Raw genomic sequence first — 20,218 nt, forward strand, 5'->3', positions numbered from 1 at the left:
CACGGCTGCGGGGACGAGCGGCCAGTCGGCGCCCCGCCTCCGGGGCACTGTCAGTGGCGGGTGCCAGACTCGCACCCATGACCGAACGGTGGGCGGTGGCTGCTGCGGACGGGGGCGGGGCGCTGCTCGCGCCGCTGTCCCGGGACGGCCTGCCCGCCGGGCCGGTCCGCGCCGAGCCCGACCTCGTCGAGGCAATCCGCTCCCGGCCCGACGTGGTGCGCTGGGTGTGGCGGTCGACCGCCGAGATCTACCCCCGGCTGCTGGCCGCCGGGGTCCGGGTCGAGCGGTGCTACGACATCGAGTGCGCCGAGCTGCTGCTGCTCGGGCACGCCGGGCGGCTCGGCGAGCCCCGTTCCGCCGCCGCCGCGCTGGCCCGGCTGGACAACGCGCCGGTGCCGCCGGACCCGCCCGCCCGGTCCGCCGAACCGGGCGCGCAGTCCTCCCTCTTCGAGCCACCGTCGGGCACCGGGGTGCCGTTCGAGGGGCTGCTCCGGGTCTACGCGGACCAGGTGCGCCGCCACGACGCGGCGGAGCACCCGGACCGGATGCGGCTGCTGACCGCGTCGGAGTCGGCGGGGATGCTCGTGGCCGCCGAGATGCACCGGGCCGGGCTGCCCTGGCGCGCCGACGTCCACCGGGAGCTGCTGAACGGACTGCTGGGCGAGCGGTACGCGGGCGGCGGCGAGCCCCGCAGACTCGCCGAGCTGGCGGACGAGGTGTCGGCGGCGTTCGGCCGAAGGGTCCGCCCCGACCTGCCCGCCGATGTGGTGAAGGCGTTCGCGCGGGCGGGGATCCCGGTGAAGTCGACCCGGCGGTGGGAGCTGGAGGAGGTGGACCATCCGGCGGTCGAGCCGCTGATCGCGTACAAGAAGCTGTACCGGATCTGGACGGCGCACGGCTGGTCCTGGCTCCAGGACTGGGTGCGCGAGGGCCGCTTCCGCCCGGAGTACCAGCCGGGCGGCACGGTCAGCGGCCGCTGGACGACCAACGGCGGCGGGGCCCTCCAGATCCCCAAGGTGATCCGGCAGGCCGTCGTCGCCGACGAGGGGTGGCGGCTCGTCGTCGCGGACGCCGACCAGATGGAGCCCCGGGTGCTGGCGGCGATCTCCCGCGACCGGGGCCTGATGGAGGTGGCTGGTCATGACGGCGATCTCTACAAGGCGCTGTCCGACCGGGCGTTCTCCGGCGACCGCGACCACGCCAAGCTGGCGCTGCTCGGGGCGATCTACGGCCAGACGTCCGGGGACGGGCTGAAGAACCTGGCCGCCCTGCGCCGCCGCTTCCCGCTCGCCGTCGCCTATGTCGACGACGCGGCGCGGGCGGGCGAGGAGGGGCGCCTGGTGCGGACCTGGCTGGGCCGGACCAGCCCGCCGGTCGCACTGGCGGGCCAGGACGAGGAGGCGGGCCTTCCCCAGGAGGGTCCCGAGGGCTCCGGGGCCGCGTCCGACGGCGGTCCGGCGCGGGCCCGGGGGCGCTTCACCCGTAACTTCGTGGTGCAGGGCAGCGCGGCCGACTGGGCGCTGCTGCTGCTGGCAGCGCTGCGCCGGGCGCTCTTCGAGCAGGGGCTGCGGGCGCAGTTGGTGTTCTTCCAGCACGACGAGGTGATCGTGCACTGCCCGGCCGGGGAGACCGAGGCCGTCGCCGAGGCGATCCGCGCGGCGGGCGAGCTGGCCGGGCGGACCGCCTTCGGGGAGACGCCGGTGCGGTTCCCCTTCACCACGGCGGTGGTGGAGCGGTACGCGGACGCCAAGTGACGGGGGGCCGCGCGGGAGGACTACTGCTGGAGCTTCAGCCATTCCGGGCTGGTCGCCAGGGCGACGAGCCGGTCCATGGTGAGCGCGGGCTCCGGACGGGTGGCGGGCGTCGACTGCGCGCCGGAGTTGAAGGCCGAGACGACGACCCGCATGCCGTCGGGGCGCATCGTGTCGGCCGACCACTGGACGACCCCCGCGCCGCCCTTCTCGCCGGGCTCCTTGGAGGTGGCGAGCAGGGTGCCGTCGGGCAGGGTGGTCGCCTCGCCGTACAGATCGTCGGCGACGTCCCGCATGTCGGCCTGCACATTGATCTGCACGAGGGAACGGCCCTCGCCGTCGTCGACGACGACCGACACGAACTCGCCCCCGGTGTCCGTCTCCTCCCCCACGGAGAGGCCCTCGGGCAGCAGGGCGCGGAAGGTGGGCATCAGCAGCGTGTAGTCGAGCGGGGGAGCCTGCGCCCCGGTGTCCTTCGCGGGGGCCGACGGCTTCCCGGTGTCCTTCGGACCGGGCGAAGGCTTCGCGGCGTCCTTCGGGTCGGGCGACGGCTTCCCCGCGTCCTTCGCGGCGGACGTGGCGGGGGCGGGCGACGGGGGCGCGGGCGTGCCCCCGGCCACGCTCGTGGGAGCGAAGGTCGCGGCCGTCGGCGCGGCCGGACCGCTGTTCGCGACCCCCGCCACGTCGCCGGAGGCACTCAGCTGACCGGTGGCGAACGTGACCCCGCCGCCGACGAGGGCCAGGGTCAGCACACTGCCCGCCACGGCGGCGGCACGGCGGCGGCGCACGGTGCGCCGTCCGCGCTCCAGCGCGCCGTCCACCACGGCGCCTCGGCCGGACAGTTCGAAGGTCTCTCCGGCACGGCGGAGTTCCGCGCCGAGGCCGTCCTCGAACGGCAGATCGTCTTCGCTGGGCATGGGGAACCACCACTTCTCGTTCTGGATGCTCGACAGTTGACGGCCCCGAGGGGCCGGTTGGGCGGGCGCACGGAGGTCAGCGGGCGGCGAACTCCGCGATGCTGCCGCCCAGCAGTTCACGCAGCCGCCCGAGCGCCCGCACGCAGCGGGTCCGTACGGCGGCGGGGCTGACCTGGAGGGCGGCGGCGGTCTCCTCGATGCTCCGGTCCTCCCAGTACCGCAGCACCACGACCGCTCGGTCCTTGGGCGCCAGTTGGGCCAGGGCCCGGAGCAGCGTCATCCGCAGCGCCGGGTCGTCGGGGTCGGCCGGAGCGCCCTCGGGCAGTTCGGCCAGCGGGCGTTCGCTCGCGGAGCGGCGTCGCCGGTGGGTCAGGAAGGTCCGTACGAGCACGGTCTGCGCGTAAGCCGCCGGGTTGTCGATCCGGCGGGCGCGGCCCCACAGCACGTACATCCGGCTCAGTGTCTCCTGCACCAGGTCCTCGGCGAGGTGCACATCGCCGCTGGTCAGCAGGCAGGCCGAGCGGAACAGATGGCCGGCCCGGCCGGCCGCGAACACCTTGAACTCCTCGGTCCGCGACGCCCTCATACCCTCCCCCGTCCGTCCGTTCCGCTCTTCCCCCTGTACGACGCGGCGGGGGCGGGCAAATGTTTCGGACGATCCGCGAAAATCTTTCCGGGCCGGGTCCGGACGGCGGGGAGGAACACGAGAAGCGCCCCGTTCACGCGCCGGACGGCGTGAACGGGGCGCGGGCGGTGGTGCGCTCGCTGTTCCTCGTCTACCCGCGTTCCCACAACGCGGGGACGTTCGGCGGCTCCCAGCCCGACACGGCCTGGTGCGCCTGCAGACAGCGGTAGGCGACCCCGCCGTACGTCACGCGGTCACCCGCGCGGTAGGAGGTGCCGGCGGCCCAGGTGGTGGACCCCGGCTCGGTGGGCGGATCGGTCGGGTTGGGCGTCTGGGCGACGTCCAGCACGAAGTCGAAGGTGCCCTGGCGCCCGTTCCCGACGTTGCGGACGTTCATCAGCAGCTCGGGGTCGAACAGCGCGTCGGTGTTGTTGCGCGGCTCGTTCGGGAAGTACAGCTGGGTGGTGAGGATGCGCCCGCCGGGCGCCTGCGCCTTCACGTGGATGTGCCGCGTGCGGCCCGGGTAGAGCCCCGCCACGATGGTGGTGAGGCTGAACGACCCGTCGGCGCCGGTGAACTGGTGCCCCCGGAAGGCGAACTGGACCATGTCGTAGGCCCCGTTGGTGTCCGCCTGCCAGAAGTCCAGCAGTGCTCCGGAGATGGGCCGGCAGGCCCGGCCGAAGACGTAGCCGCTCACGGTGAGCGGTATGCCGGGGGTGCTCGGGGTCACCAGGCTGGTGCGGCGGGGCGAGTTGGGCTTGAAGTACGGCCCTTCCATCTGCGGCGGCGTCGTGTCGTCGCCGTCGTCGCACTCCGGGGTCGGGGCCAGGGGCCCGTTCCCGGTGGAGGCGGCGTCCCGGGCGAGCGCGACGCCCCCTCCGGCGAGCAGGGGCGCGGCGCTCGCGACGAGCGCGGCCTTCAGGAGACCCTTGCGGCTGATCCGCCGCCGGTCCCCCGACGCCTCGTCGGAGGCGTTCGGGTCATGGGGGGTTGCGTTGTCCATGTGTGGGGTCATGACGGATTCCTCGGAGTCCTCGGGGGTCCTCGACGCGGGGAGGCGGGAGGCGGGGAGGTTCAGGAGGTACGGGGGTGCCGGGTGGGGCCCGGACCGGTCAGACCCGCTGCCAGAGCGCGGGCACGTCGGCGGGGTTCCAGCCGGGCTGGGCCGTGTGCGCCTGGAGGCAGCGGTAGGTGGCTCCGCCGTACGTCACCGTGGCGCCGGCGGCGTACGCGGTGCCGGCCGCCCAGGTGCCGCCGGGCGGGTCGGTCGGCGGGGTGGTGGGCGGGTCCGTCGGCGTACCGCCGCCGCTGGTGACCAGGGTCAGCCCGTACGCCTGGAGCAGCGGGTTGATGGGCTGGAAGTACGTCGTGCCGCCGGAGGAGCAGTTGCCCGAGCCGCCGGAGGTGACGCCCTGCGCCTGGCTGCCGGAGATGTAGGAGCCGCCGGAGTCGCCCGGTTCGGCGCAGACGCTGGTGCGGGTCACCCCGGAGATGGTGCCCTCCGGGTAGGTGACGCTGGTGTTCAGCTGCTGGATGGTGCCGCAGTGCCAGCCCGTGGTGGAGCCGGAGCGGCAGACCGAGGCGCCGACGACGGACGCGGTGGAGCCGGCGACGGTGACGTCGCCCCGTCCGTAGCCGTTCACCAGCGGACGCGGGGTCCAGTTGGCGTTGGTGGCGACCCAGGCGATGTCCCGGCCCGGGAAGGTCGAACCCTGGAAGGTGCCCTGGGCCTGCTGGTTGACGCCGTTGGTGGTCGTGCCGACGCGGCCGCAGTGGCCCGCGGTGGCGAAGCCGTTCTGGGTGCCGCGCGTCACCGAGAAGCCGACGGAACAGCGGCCGGAGCCGTTCATGTAGTACGCGTCGCCACCTCGGATGTCGGCGAGGGCGCGGGGCTGCTCGGCGGACCGGGCGACGGTGACGAGGCCGCTGTCGACCCCGGCCGCCTTGAGGAACGCCTGTCCGGCGGCGGTGCTCGCGGCGTTCACGACGACCCGGTTGGCCTCGACGTCGACGTACCAGACGGGCACGTCCTTCGGCGCCGTGCGCAGCGCGGCCTTGTCGAGGGTCTTCTTGACGCCTTCGAGGCGGTCCAGGCTGTGGCCGACGACCTCGGCGCGCGCCCCGGCGTCGGTGATCCGGGCGGCCTCGGAGGCGTCGGTGGTGGCGACGGTCAGGGCCGCCTTCGCACCGCTGACCCGGGCTCCGGCGAAGCTGGCGCCGAGGGACTTCTCCAGCCCTGCGGCGACGGCGGCGGCGCGGTACTCGTTGGCTATCCGGCTGCGGGCGGCGTCCGCGTCCAGGCCGAGGTCGCGCTCCAGGGCGGCCAGCATGCCGGGCGACAGGCTGTCCGCGGAGACCGGCGGGGCGGTGGTGGCCGCGGGGTCGGCGGACGCCACACCGGTCAGCCCGGCGAGGGCGAGCGCACCCACGGCCACCGTGGCGGTGCCGACGGCGAGGGCGCGTCTGCGGAGCGTGGTTCTCTCCACGTAACTCTCCTTGGTTCAGGGGGTGTCCGGATCCGGTGGGGGTTGGTCCGGACCAGGGAATTGCCGAAACCGTAGCGGCGGTGACGCCCGGTGCAGGAGATCCCGTTCACCCCCCTCCCTCCGCGTTATGGGGCTGCCCGGCCGGGCGAAGCGGGAGCGCGTCTCCCTTTCCGCGAGGCGCCCGGGTAGGTTCGGCCTCATGCACACAGGGCAACTTCTGGGCTCGGGACGCACCGCCGACGTGTACGCACTCGACGGCTCCTGGGTCCTTCGCCGTTACCGGGACCGCACCGACACCACGGAGGAGCTGGCCGTGATGAGTTACGTCGGCGCCTTCGGCTTTCCGGTGCCGCGCATCGGTCCGCCCGCCGAAGGGGCCCGCCCCACGGACCTGGTGCTCCAGCGGCTGACCGGCCCGACCCTGGCCGAGGCGCTGCTGGCGGGGCGGCTGGGGGCGGCCGAGGCGGGCGCGCTGCTCGCCCGTCTGCTGCGTGAGCTCCACGCGATACCGCCCCGGGTCTCGGCGAACCCGGAGGACTGCGTGCTCCACCTGGATCTGCATCCGGAGAACGTGGTGCTGACGGGGAGGGGCGCGGTGGTGATCGACTGGTCCACCGCGGCGGAGGGTCCGCCCGGCCTCGACCGGGCGATGTCGGCGCTGACCCTGGCCCGGATCGCGCTCGACCCGGAGTTCCCGGCCGGGGCGGACGTCCGGCCCCTGCTGGCGGCGCTCCTCGCGGAACTCGCCGACGACGGTGGCGCGTCGGCCGCCGATCTGGCCCTCGCCCGCGCCCGACAGCGGGCGAACCCGTATCTGACCGACCGCGAACGGGCCTGCCTGGACCGGGCGGTGGACCTGGTGCTGGGCTGCGCCCCGTAAGGTTCGCGCCCCTCCGGGGGGCTCAAGCCGCTCCGACGATCGAGGAGCGGGGGCCCGGGGGCGGAGCCCCCGGAAGGGAGTCCTCAGCGCCTCCCGCGCTTCGCGTCCCGCACGCGCCGCAGCCGGTTCACCGTGACGGGGTCCTCGCGCAGCGCCCGCTCGTCGTCGATCAGCGCGTTCAGCAGCTGGTAGTAGCGGACCGGCGAGATCCCGAGCTCCTCGCGGATCGCCCGCTCCTTCGCCCCGGGCCCCGCATGGGAGCGCCTCTCCAGGGCCAGCAGTGCCCGGTCCCGTACGGACAGCTCGCCGGCGCGGGGGGCGGGCTCGGCCCGGGGGGCGTGGTGCTCGTGGTCGGGGGCGGTCATATCAACCAACCTAATGCCCACCCCCGACACCGTGCCCGCGGTGGCTACTCGGCGGCCTCCGCCCGTGTCGCCTCGGCCGCCACCTCGCCGAGGATGCTCTCGGGGTTGCTGCCCGGCGCGACCGCGCTGCCTATCTTCTTCTTGATCGCGTCGCTGACCGTGGCCCAGGAGGTCTTGCCGTAGGGGGTGAACGTCGAGTTCGGCAGGGCGGCCAGGAAGGGACGCAGCTTCTTGTGCTTCTTGTCGGCCTCCATCGCGGCGGAGGCGCTGCCGGTCACCGGAAGCAGGTCGTAACTCTCGGCGAACTCCAGCACGTTCTCGTCGGAGTAGGCGTAGTCGAAGAATTTGCCGATCTCCTGGCGGTGGCCGTTCTCCTTGAAGCCCATCATCCAGTCGGCGACGCCCATGGAGCCCTTGGTCGGGCCGTCGGAGCCGGGCAGCGGCACCATGCCGACCTTGATGCCCTCGGCCTCGGCCTTGTCCATCAGGGTGGGGTGGCCGTTGAGCATGCCGACCTTGCCGTCGGCGAACGCCTCGAACGCCTTCGCCCGGTCCAGCTTGCCCGGCGCGACCGGGCCGGTGAGGCCCTCGCCGACGAGGTTGTCGCGCAGCCAGCGGAACGTGGCGACGTTCTCGGCCGAGTCGATGTCGTACGCGCCGACGTCGTCCGTGTAGCCGCCGCCACCGCTGAGGAGCCACATCAGGGTCTCGGCCTGGGCCTCCTCCTGGCCGAGCGGCAGGGCGAAGGGGTAGTCGACGCCCTTCGTCTTGAGCGCGGCGGCGTCGCTCCGGATGTCGTCCCAGGTCTCGGGGGCGTCCAGACCTGCCTGGTCGAAGAGCTGCTCGTTGTAGAAGAGCAGCCGGGTGCTGGCGACGAAGGGCAGGCCGTACAGCGTGCCGTTGATCTTGCCCGCGTCGGTGAGTCCGGGCAGGAAGTTCGCCGTGGTGCGGATCGCGAGCGTCTCGTCGGCGGTGTAGAGCTTGCCCGCCTTGGCGTAGTCCGCGTACGCGCCGATCTGCGCGATGTCCGGGGCGTCACCGGCCTTGACCATCTCGGCGACCTCACGGTCGACGTCCTTCCAGTGCAGGACGGTGACGTCCACCTTGATGCCGGGGTGCTCCTTCTCGAAGCCCGCCGCCACCCCGCTCCAGTACTTCTCGGAACTGTTCTCCGGTCCGGTGCCGTAATCGGCGGCGACCAGCTTGAGCGTGACGTCGCCCGCTTCGGCGTCACCCCCGCAAGCCGACAGCGTCGCCGTCATTCCCAGCGCGGCCATCACCGCGGTCAGACCCAAAAAGCGCCGCTGCACAGCCTCGCCCATCCTCGTCGATCGCCTGCTCACGGATGGCGCGCACGGCGTCGGCCTGCGACCTCTGATCGGCCGCGGCAACGCCGCCCTTCCTGGACACCATCCGGATGAACTGCGATTTTCCCCCATTGGCGCTGCGAAGGTCTACACCACCGGAGTATCGCTTCGGCAACGTACACGAGTCCCGGGAGCCACAACTGCCGTGCGCATACTGGCAGTCGGGACCCCCGACCCGTATGTTGGTCCAGACCTTTAGTCCGGGTTACCCCCGGTCCGCGTTCCCCGTAAGTGACTTTCCGGCAGAAAAAGACCGGCCTTCACTCGTTCATCATTTTGTATGGGTGCGCAACAAACCGCGCTAGTGGACTAGACCTTTTGGGGGTCGGCGGGCGAAACTGTCTCCCGTGAGACATGTCATCGCCCTCGATGTGGGCGGCACCGGAATGAAGGCCGCACTGGTCGGGACCGACGGCACCCTCCTCCACGAGGCGCGGCGGGCCACCGGCCGGGAGCGCGGCGCCGACGCGGTCGTCGAGACCATCCTCGCGTTCGCGGCGGACCTGCGGGCCCACGGCGAGGAGCACCTCGGCGAGAGCGCCGTCGCCGCCGGGGTCGCCGTGCCCGGCATCGTCGACGCCGAGAAGGGCATCGCGGTGTACGCCGCGAACCTGGGCTGGCGCGACGTACCGCTGCGCGCCCTGCTGGGCGAACGCCTCGGCGTCCCCGTCGCCCTCGGCCACGACGTCCGCACCGGCGGGCTCGCCGAGGGCAGGATCGGGGCCGGGCGGGGCTCGGACCGCTTCCTGTTCGTCCCGCTGGGCACCGGGATCGCCGGGGCCATCGGCATCGCGGGCGCCATCGAGGCGGGCGCCCACGGGGACGCGGGCGAGATCGGCCACATCGTGGTCCGCCCGGACGGCCCCGACTGCAGCTGCGGCCAGCGCGGCTGTCTGGAGACGCTGGCCTCCGCCGCCGCGGTGACCCGGGCCTGGGCCGCCGCCTCCGGGGACCCCGCGGCGGACGCCGCGGACTGCGCGAAGGCCGTCGAGTCGGGCGACCCCGCGGCGGTCCGGGTCTGGCAGGACGCGGTCGACGCGCTCGCCGCCGGCCTCGTCACCGCGCTCACCCTTCTCGACCCGGGCACGCTGATCATCGGTGGCGGTCTCGCCGAAGCCGGGGAAACCTTGTTCACACCACTGCGTGCGGCCGTCGAGGAACGCATCACGTTCCAGAAACTGCCCCACATCGTCCCGGCGGCCCTCGGGGACACCGCCGGATGCCTGGGCGCGGGGCTGCTCGCCTGGGATCTACTCTCCACGGAGGTTTCCGCCTGATGGCCGGACGCGCAGCAGACAGCACCGTTCTCGCCGGCGCCCGGGTGGTGCTCCCCACCGGCACCGTCGAGGACGGCCGGGTGACCGTCGAGGGCTCCCGGATCTCCGGTTCCGCACCGGAGGGCGCCCGGATCATCGACCTCGCCGGCCACTGGGTGGTCCCCGGCTTCGTCGACATGCACAACCACGGCGGCGGCGGGGCCTCCTTCACCTCCGGCACCGTCGACGAGGTCCTCACCGGCATCCGTACGCACCGCGAGCACGGCACCACCACGATGGTCGCCTCCACGGTCACCGGCGAGATGGACTTCCTCGCCCGGCGCGCGGGCGTCCTGTCCGAGCTGGTCGAGCAGGGCGACCTGGCCGGGATCCACTTCGAGGGCCCCTTCATCTCTCCGTGCCGCAAGGGCGCCCACAGCGAGGACCTGCTGCGCGACCCGGACCCGGCCGACGTCCGCAAGCTGCTGGACGCCGCGCGCGGCACCGCCCGGATGTTCACCCTCGCCACCGAGCTGCCCGGCGGCATCGACTCCGTACGGCTGCTCGCCGAGCACGGGGTCATCGCCGCGATCGGCCACACGGACGCGACGTACGAGCAGACCGTCGAGGCCATCGACGCGGGCGCGACCGTCGCCACGCACCTGTTCAACGCGATGCCGCCGCTCGCCCACCGCGATCCCGGCCCGATCGCCGCCCTCCTGGAGGACGACCGGATCACCGTCGAGCTGATCAACGACGGCACGCATCTGCACCCGGCCGTCCTGGAGCTGGCCTACCGCCACAAGGGCGCGGGCCGCGTCGCGCTGATCACCGACGCGATGGACGCCGCCGGCTTCGGCGACGGGGAGTACCAGCTCGGCCCGCTCGCGGTCGAGGTCACCGACGGGGTGGCCCGGCTGGTGGAGGGCGGCTCGATCGCCGGTTCCACGCTCACCCTGGACACCGCGTTCCGGCGGGCCGTCACCCTCGACGGCATCCCCGTCGAGGACGCCGTCCGGTCCATCTCCGCCAACCCCGCCCGGCTGCTCGGCGTCTACGACCGGGTCGGCTCGCTGGAGGCGGGCAAGGACGCCGACCTGGTCGTCCTCGACGAGGACTTCGTCCTCAAGGGCGTCATGCGCCAGGGCGAGTGGATCATCGAGCCGAAGACCGCCTAGGTGCCGGTGAGCACGTAACGAAGCGATGGCGGTCGGCCCGCGGGACTGGGCCGACCGCCATCGCTTTGACATGATCATCAGATCGGCGCCCGGCGGACGGGTGCGCACCGAGGGAGGGACCGGCAGAGGTGATCCTGACCGTCACCCTGAACACCGCGCTCGACGTGACGTACACCGTCGACGCGCTCGTCCCGCACGGCAGCCACCGGGTCGGCGAGGTCACCGAACGCCCCGGCGGCAAGGGCCTCAACGTCGCCCGGGTCCTCGGCGCGCTGGGCCACGACTGCGTCGTCACCGGCTTCGCCGGAGGCCCGACCGGGGACGTCCTGCGCTCCCTGCTCGCCCCGCTCCCGCCGCGCGACGCCCTCGTGCCCGTCGCCGGGAACACCCGCCGCACGCTCGCGATCACCGACCGCTCGACCGGCGACACCACCCAGCTCAACGAACCCGGACCGCAGGTGAGCCCCGCCGAATGGGCCGCCTTCCTGCGGACGTACGAGGAGCTGGTCGCCGGAGCCGAGGCGGTCGCGCTCTGCGGCAGTCTGCCGCCCGGCATCCATGTCGGGGCCTACGCGGAACTGGTCCGGATCGCCCGCGCCGCCGCCGTGCCCGTGCTGCTGGACACCAGCGGCGAACCGCTGCGCCGGGGCATCGCCGCCCGCCCCGACCTGGTCAAGCCGAACGCCGAGGAGCTGGCCCGGCTGACCGGCTCCCGCGAACCGCTGCGCGCCGCCCGCGACGCCCGCCGCCGCGGGGCCCACTCCGTGATCGCCTCGCTCGGCCCGGAGGGCGTGCTCGCCGTCACCCCGGACGGCGTCTGGCGGGCCGCCCCGCCCGCCCCCGTGCGCGGCAACCCGACCGGCGCGGGCGACTCCGCGGTGGCCGGGCTGCTGTCCGCCCTGGCCGAGGGCCTCGACTGGCCGGAGCGCCTCGCCCGGGCGGTGGCCCTGTCGACGGCGACCGTTCTGGCCCCGACGGCCGGCGATTTCGACGCGGCGGCCTACGCGGAGCTGCTGCCGCGCGTCACGGTGGAGCCGCACACGCCGACGCCCTGACCACCTCGGGGGCGGTCAGGGCGTCGTCGCTCACACGCGTGGCTAGCTCTTGATGTGGCCGGACTTCAGCTCCAGCTGGTCGAGATTGGCGTCGCACTCGTCGCCCGTCTCGCACGACAGCTTGAGGCTGTTGGAGCCCTTGTCGAGCTGGACGTACGCGTACGTGTTCGTCCAGCCCTTCTCCAGGTCGCCCTCGGCGGCCTGGGCGAAGTTCTTCATGTTGATGGAGCGGGGCTCCTGCGCGTTGACCGTCAGGGTCGTCTTCGCGTCCTTGCCGGGCACGCCGTAGGTCACGTACAGGGTGTACGCGCCGGCCTCGGGAACCTCGACCGTCCAGGTGGCCGACCGGCCGACCTCGTTCAGGTTGATGTAGTTGCCGTTCGCGCCCTTGGCGCCCTTGACCGTGGAGTCCAGGGCCGCCGTGCCGCCCAGCGTCAGCGTCGCCGCGTCCTGCTTCGGCAGCTCGACCGGCTTCGGGGTCTCCTTGGGCTTCTTCTCCGGCTTCTCGGACTCCTCGACCTCGCCGGCGGGGCCCTGCGAGGAGGACGCCTCGTCCTTCTTGTCGTCCTTGTCGCCGTCGTCGCCCGTGATCAGGGCGGCGCCGATGCCGATGAGGACGACCGCGACCACGGCGACCGCCGCGATCAGGAGCGCCCTGGTGTTCGGGCCGCCCCGGCCCGGACCGCCGCCGTGGCCGCCCTGCGCCGGAGGCTGCCCGTTGGAGCCGCCGCCCGGGTAGGTCTCGGGGGCCGCGTACTGCGGGTTCTGCCCGTTGTACTGCTGCGCGGGCTGCTGGCCGTAGTTCTGCTGGGGCGGGTAGCCGTACCCGCCCTGCTGCTGCGGCACCTGCTGCTGGCCGTACTGGCGCTCGCCGACGGCCCGCACCTGGTTGTAGGACGTTCTGGGCACACCCGGCTGCGCGGCCGGCCCCGGGTAGCCGTAGCCGCCCTGACCGGGCGGCTGGGCGCCTGCCGCCTGTCCGTCCGCGTACAGATAGCCGAACGGATCGTCGTCCTCGGGCTTGCTCGCGCCGTTGTTTCCGGCCGTCATCCCTGGGTCACTCCTCACCATGTCGCCAGCCGTCGCCGACCGGCCGAGCCTACCTCGAACGGAGCAGGCCCCGAATTGTGCTCAGCGGGCGGGACGGCCGCCGGGGAACGGGTACGGGGTAGGGGGAGAAACGGGTCGTGAACGTCATCCGGCCCTGCGGTGAACCTTCGACCGGGACCGCTTCTCCACGTACATCCGCTGGTCGGCGGAGCGCAGGACCTCTTCGACGGTCATTCCGCACTCGGCCCAGCCGATGCCGAAACTCGCCCCGACCCGGACCGCGCGACCGTCGACCCTTATGGGCGGAATGATGGCATTTCTCAGGCGAACGGCCAGGTCAGCGGCGTCCGCCGCTCCGAGGCCGTCGGCGAGAACGACGAATTCGTCACCTCCGAGCCGGGCGACGGTGTCACCGTCCCGCACACACGTGCTCAGCCGCCGGGCCACCTCGATGAGCACGGCGTCGCCGGTGTGGTGCCCGAAGCGGTCGTTGATGGACTTGAAGCCGTCGAGGTCGCAGAAGAGGACCGCGAGCCCCTTCGTCCCGTCGTCGTGCTCCGGGTCCGGGGCCACCGCGTGCACATGGTGGTCGAAGGGCCCGCCGCCGGGCGCCGCCTCGCCCTCGTAGCCGTCGGCCTGGTAGCCGTGGGTCAGGGACGACTCGACGTCCCCGTACGCCGCGTCCAGTGCCTCGATCGCGGTCGCGGCCGGGGAGTGCGGCCGCTCGCAGATCCGGGCGCTGAGCCGCGACTTCAGCTCGGCGCTGTTGGGCAGCCCGGTCAGCGCGTCGTGCGAGGCGCGGTGGGCGAGGTTCAGCTCGTGCCGCTTGCGCTCCTCTATGTCCTCGACATGGGTGAGCAGGAAGCGCGGCCCGTCGGCGGTGTCGGCGACGACCGAGTTGCGCAGCGACACCCACAGATACGTGCCGTCCCGGCGGCTGAGGCGCAGCTCGGCCCGGCCGCCCTCGGCGGAGGTGCGCAGCAGGGTGCCGATGTCCTCGGGGTGGACCAGATCGGCGAAGGAGTAGCGGCGGAGCACCGAGGCGGGGCGGCCGAGCAGCCGGCACAGGGCGTCGTTGGTGCGCAGCAGCCGGCCGTGCTGGTCGCCGCCCATCTCGGCGATGGCCATGCCGCTGGGCGCGTACTCGAAGGCCTGCCGGAAGGACTCCTCGCTGGCCCGCAGCGCCTGCTGCTCCCGTTCCAGCCGGACCAGGGCGCGCTGCATGTTGGCCCGCAGGCGGGCGTTGCTGATCGCGATGGCGGCCTGGGAGGCGTACATCTGGAGCGCTTCGCGCCCCCATGCTCCGGGGCGGCGTCCGTTGCGCGGCCGGTCGACGGATATGACCCCGAGGAGGTCCTGGCCGCCCCCGGAGGCGTACATCGGAGCGTAGAGCCGGTCCAGCGGGTGCCACTCGTCCTCGAACCGGGGTTCGGGCCCCTCGGTGTGCCACTGGGGTACGTCGTCGTCGAGGAGGACCCAGCCCTCGGTGTGCGGGATGAAGCGCAGGCCGTCCCAGGCCTCGCCCATGGAGAGCCGGCGTTCCCAGGAGGCGCGGGAGCCGACGCGGCCGGTGATCAGCGCCTCGGCGGCGGCGTTGCCCGCGAAGGCGGCGATGACGAGGTCGCCGTCCGGCCGGACCAGGTTCACGCAGCCCAGCTCGTAGCCGAGGCCCGCGACGATCCCGTCGGCCACGGTCTGCAGCGTGTCCGCCAGACTCCGTGCCGTGTTGAGATCAGCGACGGCCTGATGCAGCTGCCGCATGGTCGCAAGGCGGACGTACGGTTCCGACTCGGCCTCCATCGCTCGCACTCCCCGAGACCTCGACAGCAACTCCAGGTTTCATATCGACGTACTTGTTGCAGTGTCACGGCCACTGAATCACAGTGAGCTGTGCACCCGGTACACAGGGTCAGCAGAAAATGGACTCTGTGACTCAAGTCACAACAGATGGCCGAGAGGCGCCGGTGACTCAGGGCGACGAACCTCGTTCGGTGCGCGCCGGGAACGGCTGGTTCCCGTTGTGTGCGCCCGCCTGTCGCACCGCTCGCGCGCCCGCGCACACGGTCGTTCCGGGGTCCTAGGACCGGCCTGGTCCCCTGGCCCGATGCCGCCGTCCGGCCCCTGCGGTTAGCGTCTGGGTGTGCTCCAGACGAAACCTCCCACCCCGCGCCCCGAGACCGTCCCCCATGCTGAGGGAGTGAGCAATGACGAGTTCCGTGCCGCTCTCGCGCGGCTGGCCGCCGGGGTGGTGCTGGTCACCGCCCAGGAGCCGCCCCTCGACGAGGACGGCCGGGGCGAGGACGTGGGCATGACGGCGACCGCCTTCATGTCCGTGTCCCTGGAACCACCCCTGGTGATGGTGAGCCTGCGCAACGGCTCCCGGATGGACGACCTGCTGGACGAGCAGCCGCTGTGGGCGGTCTCCGTCCTGGCCGCGAGTCAGCGGCACGTCGCGGGGCGGTTCGCCATGAAGGGCCGGATCAGCGACCGGCTGCTGTTCGAGGACGTCCCTTACGTACGGGGCGAGGTGACGAAAGCGCCGCTGATCGGCGGGGCGCTGGCGACACTGGAGTGCCGCACCGAGCAGCGGGTGGTGGCCGGGGACCACACCCTGGTGATCGGGCGGGTCCTCACGGCGGAGCTGCCGAGCCCGGACGGCGAACCGCTGGCGTACTTCAGGGGCCGCTACCGCCAGCTGGGCTGACGGCGCACAGCGGCGGAGTCACCAGTCGCGACCCGAGCGCCCGCGCTTGGTGTCGCCGCGCTGCTTCTTCTCGCGCAGCCTGCGCTCGTTGATCCCGCGCGGGATCTTCCGCTTGATCCGGGGCTTGGGCGGCGGCGCGGTGGCCTCGGCCAGGAGGGCGGCCAGCCGCACAGCGGCCGTCTCGCGGTTGCGCCACTGGGAGCGGTGCTCGGAGGCCCGTACGGAGATCACCCCGCCCACCAGCCTGCTCGCGAGCCGCTCCAGCGCCCGCGCCTTCCACACCTCGGGGAGCGCGTCGGTCGCCGCCAGGTCGAAGCGCAGCTCCACCTGGGAGTCGCTGGTGTTGACGTGCTGGCCGCCGGGCCCGGAGGACCGCGAGAAACGCCACATGAGCTCGGCCTCCGGGAGGGAGACCGAGCCGCGGATGACATAGGGCCCGGACATGACACCCATGGTCCCTTCCCGACACCCCGCTCGTCACCTTCTTTAGCGCACGGGGTCCGCGCCGGATCACGCACCGGGGTCCCCTGTCCGGCTCCACTTCGGGACGAAGCTCGGCAAAGAAAGTAAAGCGACCAGGAACCTCGTGGTCTGCTGCTTGCGTTATGACGGGTGACGGTAGCTTTCGTGATGGCACGAAGCCCGCACACGACGAGGAAAGGGACTTCCCATGGCAGTAAGCCTGTCCAAGGGCGGCAACGTCTCGCTCACCAAGGAGGCACCGGGCCTTACCGCCGTCACGGTCGGCCTCGGCTGGGACGTCCGCACCACCACCGGCACCGACTTCGACCTCGACGCCTCGGCGATCGCGGTCAACCCGGGCGGGAAGGTCGTCTCCGACGGCCACTTCGTCTTCTTCAACAACAAGTCGACGCCGGACCAGACCATCGTGCACACCGGTGACAACGTCACGGGTGAGGGCGAGGGCGACGACGAGCAGATCAATGTCAACCTGGCGGGTCTGCCGGCCGACGTGGACAAGATCGTCTTCCCGGTCTCCATCTACGACGCCGAGAACCGCAGCCAGAACTTCGGCCAGGTCCGCAACGCGTTCATCCGCATCCTCAACCAGGCCGGCGGCGCCGAGATCGCCCGCTACGACCTGAGCGAGGACGCCGCCACCGAGACCGCCATGGTCTTCGGCGAGCTCTACCGCAACGGCGCCGAGTGGAAGTTCCGCGCGGTCGGCCAGGGGTACGCCTCCGGCCTGCGCGGCATCGCCCAGGACTTCGGCGTCAACCTCTGACCCGAGCGCACAACTGCTTCACCCGCTTCACCGGAGCCCCCGGCCGCCTTCGCGGCCGGGGGCTCCGGCGTGTGTGAGGGTCCGTCACGCCCCCTGCCCCGTACGGCGGAAAATCCACCACTTCACCGAATACCGGACAGCACGGCACCCCATTCGTACAAGAGCTGGTCAAAATCTTGTGAGGCAATTGTCGGCACACCGTCAACTTCGCTCATGAGGTGGCACGCTCTCCGCTCGTAGTCCCCCCACAGGACGACCAACGGAGAACACACACATGAACCTCCACACCACCCCCCACAACTCCCGCGCCAACCGTGGCACCCGTCGGCTCGCAGCACTCGCGGCGGTCGCCGCGATGGTCGTCGCCGGTGTCCAGGCCGGATCCGCCGTCGCCTCGCCCGGCGGCGACGACGCCCGTACCGCCGCGGCGGCGCCCTCCACGGCCGCCGCACTCGGCGTGAACCCCTCGGCGCAGCGCGCCACGGCCATCAAGTCGGCGCAGGCGGACGCCTCCTCGGCGGCGAAGGCCCTGAAGCTCGGCGGCCGGGAGAAGCTGATCGCCCGCGACGTCGTCAAGGACGCCAAGGGCACGGTCCACACCCGCTACGAGCGCACCTACGACGGTCTGCCCGTCCTCGGCGGCGACCTCGTCACCCACACCGCCGCCGACTCCACGCTGAAGAGCGTGGACAAGGCGACGGAGGCGAAGATAGCCGTGGCGTCGACGACGCCGAAGCTGAAGGCCGCGGCGAGCGCCCGCAAGGTCATCTACGCGGCTGACGGCAACCCCGTCCTCGCCTGGGAGACCGTCAAGAAGGGCGTCCAGAAGGACGGCACGCCCAGCCGCGTCCACACCATCACCGACGCCACGACCGGCGAGAAGCTGCACAGCTACGAGGCGATCGAGACCGGCACCGGCACCAGCCAGTACAGCGGCGAGGTCGAGCTGACCACCACGAAGACCGACGCGGGCTTCGAGCTCACCGACGGCGAGCGCGGCGGCCACAAGACGTACGACCTGAACCAGGGCTCCTCCGGCACCGGCGAACTCGTCACGGACGACGACGACGCCTGGGGCGACGGCACCGGCGCGGACCGGCAGACCGCCGCCGTCGACGCCCACTACGGCGCGGCGAAGACCTGGGACTTCTACAAGACCGCGCTCGGCCGCGACGGCATCGCGGGCGACGGCAAGGCCGCCTACTCCCGGGTCCACTACGGCGAGAACTACGTCAACGCCTTCTGGGACGACAGCTGCTTCTGCATGACGTACGGCGACGGCGAGGGCAACAAGAACGCCCTCACCTCCATCGACGTCGCGGCCCACGAGATGACCCACGGCCTCACCTCCGCCACCGCCAACCTGGACTACGCGGGCGAGTCCGGCGGCCTCAACGAGGCGACCAGCGACATCCTCGGCGCCTCGGTGGAGTTCTTCGCCGACAACACGTCGGACGCCGGGGACTACCTCATCGGCGAGAAGATCGACATCAACGGCGACGGCACCCCGCTGCGCTACATGGACAAGCCCAGCAAGGACGGCAGCTCGGCCGACTTCTGGGACGAGAACCTCGGCGACATCGACGTCCACTACTCCTCCGGCGTCGCCAACCACTTCTTCTACCTGCTCGCCGAGGGCAGCGGAAAGAAGACGATCAACGGCGTCGACTACGACTCCGCGACCTCCGACGGCTCGACGCTGACGGGCATCGGCCGGGAGAAGGCGTACCAGATCTGGTACAAGGCCCTCTCCGTCTACATGACCTCCACCACCGACTACGCGGGCGCGCGCGTCGCGACCGAGAAGGCCGCGACCGACCTGTTCGGCGCGGACAGCGAGGAGCTGAAGGCGGTCTCGGCCACCTGGACCGGGGTCAACGTCAAGTAACGCGTCACGTCAGCGGGTACGGGAGCCGGTCAGCCCTCCAGGGGCGGCCGGCTCCTGCCGTACAGCCAGGCGTCCCACAACTCCGTCAGGTCCCGCCCCGTCTCCTCCTCCACGTACGCGGTGAAGTCCCCGGTCGAGGCGTTGGCGTGCCGGTGGGCCTTCGTCCACCCCTCGACCAGGGCGAAGAACGCCCGGTCGTCGTCCATGGCGAGCCGGACGCGGTGCACGGCCATCGCCCCGCGCCCGTAGACCGGCGGCTCGGACAGCTCGGCGGCGGTCGGCGGATCCGCGGGCGGGAACGCCCAGTTCGCGTCGGACTCGTACGCCTCCTGAAAGCTCTCCTCGACCGGTACGTCCTCGTGGTCGGCGGCCCAGAGCCACTCCGCGTAGGTCGCGAAACCCTCGTTCAGCCACATGTCCCGCCAGGTCGCGGGGGTGACGGAGTTCCCGAACCACTGGTGGGCCAGCTCGTGGACGAGGAGCGCGGTGTCCGGCGGGCCGGGGAAGACGGGCCGGTTCTGGGTCTCCAGCGCATAGGCCGAGTCGCCCGTCCGCTCGACGATCGCCCCGGCGGAGGAGAAGGGATACGGGCCGAACTTCCCTGCCGACCACTTCAGAACGGCCGGAATCCGCGCCAGCACGTCCTCGCTCGCCGCCGCCGACGCCGGGTCCACGGCGGTGAACAGCCGGATGCCGTCGGGGGTCACCGACTCCTCGGTGACGAACCGCCCCACGGCGACGGTCGCCAGATAGCTCGCCATCGGTTCGGCGGTCCGCCAGCGGTAGGCGGTGCGCCCGTTGGTCGTACGCCGGGACACCAGCTCGCCGTTGGAGATCCCCGCGAGCCCTTCGGGGACGGTGATCCCGATGTCGTACGCGGCCTTGTCGCTCGGGTGGTGGTTGCCGGGGAACCAGGCCATGGACCCGGCCGGTTCGCCGAGGGCGACCGCGCCGTCCGCCGTCCGCCGTCAGCCCTCCTTCGACCCGTCCGGGTCGGTGATCGTCTCCGGGGAGCCGGAGTAGCGCACGACGGCGGTGAACGTACGCCCCTTGCGCAGCCGGTCCTCGGCGTCGGCCGCCGGACGCAGCGTCAGCTCCTTGCCCGCCCGGTTCACGGCGGCCGGGCGGCCCTCGACCGTGGCGCCGTCCACGTCGAGCCCGGCGAGGTCGAGGTGGAAGGCGCTCAGGTCCTGGGTGGCGCGGGCGGTGATCGTGGCGGTGCCGCGCAGATGGTCCGCGGCCGGGTCGACGTCGAGCTCCAGGCCGTAGTGGGTGACGTCGTAGCCGCCGTTGCCGAGCCCCGGGAAGTACGGGTCGCGCAGTCCGACCGCGCCCGGGGTCCCCTCGACCCCGCCCGTGCAGCCCCCGCCGAGGAGAGCCAGCGCGAGGGCGAGCGGCGGGACGAGGTGCGCGGTGCGCCGCCGGGCCGGGTGGAGGTGGTTCACCCGGT

Annotated in this window: 17 protein-coding genes and 1 pseudogene; 8 read left to right on the forward strand and 10 right to left on the reverse strand. The window is 72.5% G+C overall.

Translation table 11 applies throughout. From position 1 onward, the window contains the following. Positions 1 to 77 precede the first annotated feature (77 nt). Positions 78 to 1,754 carry a bifunctional 3'-5' exonuclease/DNA polymerase gene (locus IE272_RS25270; RefSeq protein WP_190008124.1) on the forward strand — a complete coding sequence of 559 codons (1,677 nt, stop codon included), beginning with the start codon at positions 78 to 80 and terminating at the stop codon, positions 1,752 to 1,754. Between the two features lie 20 nt (positions 1,755 to 1,774). Here the strand turns inward: IE272_RS25270 and IE272_RS39155 are convergent, their stop codons facing one another. The 4 genes from IE272_RS39155 to IE272_RS25290 form a co-directional block, all read right to left on the reverse strand. Continuing rightward, the gene (locus IE272_RS39155; RefSeq protein ID WP_190008126.1) at positions 1,775 to 2,668 is read right to left on the reverse strand and encodes a hypothetical protein; all 894 of its coding nucleotides are present in this window, start codon (positions 2,666 to 2,668) and stop codon (positions 1,775 to 1,777) included. A gap of 76 nt (positions 2,669 to 2,744) precedes the next feature. Next, a complete protein-coding gene (locus IE272_RS25280; RefSeq protein ID WP_050356791.1) occupies positions 2,745 to 3,254 on the reverse strand; it encodes a SigE family RNA polymerase sigma factor in 510 nt (169 codons plus the stop codon). A 190-nt stretch (positions 3,255 to 3,444) separates the two neighbouring features. Further along, on the reverse strand, positions 3,445 to 4,296 hold the full coding sequence (locus IE272_RS25285; RefSeq protein WP_057663824.1) for a dioxygenase family protein: 852 nt from the start codon (positions 4,294 to 4,296) through the stop codon (positions 3,445 to 3,447). A 109-nt stretch (positions 4,297 to 4,405) separates the two neighbouring features. Continuing rightward, a complete protein-coding gene (locus IE272_RS25290; protein WP_050356793.1) occupies positions 4,406 to 5,779 on the reverse strand; it encodes an alpha-lytic protease prodomain-containing protein in 1,374 nt (457 codons plus the stop codon). Between the two features lie 199 nt (positions 5,780 to 5,978). On the opposite strand from IE272_RS25290, the gene IE272_RS25295 reads away from it, so the two are divergent. Further along, positions 5,979 to 6,659, forward strand: a complete 681-nt coding sequence (locus IE272_RS25295; RefSeq protein ID WP_050356802.1) for a phosphotransferase — start codon at positions 5,979 to 5,981, stop codon at positions 6,657 to 6,659. Between the two features lie 83 nt (positions 6,660 to 6,742). Here IE272_RS25295 and IE272_RS25300 read toward each other — a convergent pair whose 3' ends face one another. After that, positions 6,743 to 7,024 (reverse strand): DUF3263 domain-containing protein, encoded by a 282-nt coding sequence (locus IE272_RS25300; RefSeq protein WP_050356794.1) that lies wholly within the window; start codon positions 7,022 to 7,024, stop codon positions 6,743 to 6,745. A gap of 44 nt (positions 7,025 to 7,068) precedes the next feature. Then, entirely contained in the window at positions 7,069 to 8,346 is a 1,278-nt protein-coding gene (locus IE272_RS25305; RefSeq protein ID WP_050356795.1) for an ABC transporter substrate-binding protein, read from the reverse strand. Positions 8,347 to 8,738: 392 nt separating this feature from the next. Here IE272_RS25305 and IE272_RS25310 point away from each other — a divergent pair, with 392 nt between their 5' ends. The 3 genes from IE272_RS25310 (at position 8,739) to IE272_RS25320 (ending at position 11,880) form a co-directional block, all read left to right on the forward strand. Continuing rightward, positions 8,739 to 9,668: an ROK family protein gene (locus IE272_RS25310; protein WP_190008128.1), complete on the forward strand. Its 930-nt coding sequence runs from the start codon at positions 8,739 to 8,741 to the stop codon at positions 9,666 to 9,668. After that, positions 9,668 to 10,825: an N-acetylglucosamine-6-phosphate deacetylase gene (nagA, locus tag IE272_RS25315; protein ID WP_056699812.1), complete on the forward strand. Its 1,158-nt coding sequence runs from the start codon at positions 9,668 to 9,670 to the stop codon at positions 10,823 to 10,825. Before IE272_RS25310 ends, nagA begins: the two co-directional genes overlap by 1 nt. 128 nt (positions 10,826 to 10,953) lie before the next feature. After that, positions 10,954 to 11,880, forward strand: a complete 927-nt coding sequence (locus tag IE272_RS25320) for a 1-phosphofructokinase family hexose kinase (protein WP_056699815.1) — start codon at positions 10,954 to 10,956, stop codon at positions 11,878 to 11,880. Between the two features lie 42 nt (positions 11,881 to 11,922). On the opposite strand, the gene IE272_RS25325 is transcribed toward IE272_RS25320, so the two are convergent. Together IE272_RS25325 and cdgB are read right to left on the reverse strand one after the other, a co-directional pair. Then, a complete protein-coding gene (locus tag IE272_RS25325) occupies positions 11,923 to 12,930 on the reverse strand; it encodes a carbohydrate-binding protein (RefSeq protein WP_050361987.1) in 1,008 nt (335 codons plus the stop codon). Positions 12,931 to 13,074: 144 nt separating this feature from the next. Then, the gene (gene cdgB / locus IE272_RS25330) at positions 13,075 to 14,730 is read right to left on the reverse strand and encodes a diguanylate cyclase CdgB (protein ID WP_190008136.1); all 1,656 of its coding nucleotides are present in this window, start codon (positions 14,728 to 14,730) and stop codon (positions 13,075 to 13,077) included. A 397-nt stretch (positions 14,731 to 15,127) separates the two neighbouring features. On the opposite strand from cdgB, the gene IE272_RS25335 reads away from it, so the two are divergent. Then, on the forward strand, positions 15,128 to 15,634 hold the full coding sequence (locus tag IE272_RS25335) for a flavin reductase family protein (RefSeq protein WP_098891549.1): 507 nt from the start codon (positions 15,128 to 15,130) through the stop codon (positions 15,632 to 15,634). Positions 15,635 to 15,652: 18 nt separating this feature from the next. On the opposite strand, the gene arfB is transcribed toward IE272_RS25335, so the two are convergent. Next, positions 15,653 to 16,087 carry an alternative ribosome rescue aminoacyl-tRNA hydrolase ArfB gene (gene arfB, locus IE272_RS25340; protein WP_007446538.1) on the reverse strand — a complete coding sequence of 145 codons (435 nt, stop codon included), beginning with the start codon at positions 16,085 to 16,087 and terminating at the stop codon, positions 15,653 to 15,655. A 217-nt stretch (positions 16,088 to 16,304) separates the two neighbouring features. Between arfB and IE272_RS25345 the strand changes: the two genes are divergently transcribed. Then, positions 16,305 to 16,880, forward strand: coding sequence for a TerD family protein (locus IE272_RS25345; RefSeq protein ID WP_007446537.1), 576 nt, complete (start codon positions 16,305 to 16,307; stop codon positions 16,878 to 16,880). 274 nt (positions 16,881 to 17,154) lie between these two features. Continuing rightward, entirely contained in the window at positions 17,155 to 18,768 is a 1,614-nt protein-coding gene (locus IE272_RS25350) for a M4 family metallopeptidase (RefSeq protein WP_056699820.1), read from the forward strand. Positions 18,769 to 18,797: 29 nt separating this feature from the next. Here IE272_RS25350 and IE272_RS25355 read toward each other — a convergent pair. Beyond that, positions 18,798 to 20,213 (reverse strand): annotated as a pseudogene (locus IE272_RS25355) (M1 family metallopeptidase). Positions 20,214 to 20,218 lie beyond the last annotated feature (5 nt).

Origin of the sequence: Streptomyces anulatus (genome assembly GCF_014650675.1) — a bacterium.
GTDB lineage: Bacteria > Actinomycetota > Actinomycetes > Streptomycetales > Streptomycetaceae > Streptomyces > Streptomyces anulatus.

Bases quoted from the DNA above. Each gene is read 5' to 3' on its own strand.
- IE272_RS25270 (WP_190008124.1), top strand. From the start codon at position 78: ATGACCGAACGGTGGGCGGTGGCTGCTGCGGACGGGGGCGGGGCGCTG.
- IE272_RS39155 (WP_190008126.1), bottom strand. From the start codon at position 2,668: ATGCCCAGCGAAGACGATCTGCCGTTCGAGGACGGCCTCGGCGCGGAA.
- IE272_RS25280 (WP_050356791.1), bottom strand. From the start codon at position 3,254: ATGAGGGCGTCGCGGACCGAGGAGTTCAAGGTGTTCGCGGCCGGCCGG.
- IE272_RS25285 (WP_057663824.1), bottom strand. From the start codon at position 4,296: ATGGACAACGCAACCCCCCATGACCCGAACGCCTCCGACGAGGCGTCG.
- IE272_RS25295 (WP_050356802.1), top strand. From the start codon at position 5,979: ATGCACACAGGGCAACTTCTGGGCTCGGGACGCACCGCCGACGTGTAC.
- IE272_RS25300 (WP_050356794.1), bottom strand. From the start codon at position 7,024: ATGACCGCCCCCGACCACGAGCACCACGCCCCCCGGGCCGAGCCCGCC.
- IE272_RS25305 (WP_050356795.1), bottom strand. From the start codon at position 8,346: ATGGGCGAGGCTGTGCAGCGGCGCTTTTTGGGTCTGACCGCGGTGATG.
- nagA (WP_056699812.1), top strand. From the start codon at position 9,668: ATGGCCGGACGCGCAGCAGACAGCACCGTTCTCGCCGGCGCCCGGGTG.
- IE272_RS25325 (WP_050361987.1), bottom strand. From the start codon at position 12,930: ATGACGGCCGGAAACAACGGCGCGAGCAAGCCCGAGGACGACGATCCG.
- cdgB (WP_190008136.1), bottom strand. From the start codon at position 14,730: ATGGAGGCCGAGTCGGAACCGTACGTCCGCCTTGCGACCATGCGGCAG.
- arfB (WP_007446538.1), bottom strand. From the start codon at position 16,087: ATGGGTGTCATGTCCGGGCCCTATGTCATCCGCGGCTCGGTCTCCCTC.
- IE272_RS25345 (WP_007446537.1), top strand. From the start codon at position 16,305: ATGGCAGTAAGCCTGTCCAAGGGCGGCAACGTCTCGCTCACCAAGGAG.
- IE272_RS25350 (WP_056699820.1), top strand. From the start codon at position 17,155: ATGAACCTCCACACCACCCCCCACAACTCCCGCGCCAACCGTGGCACC.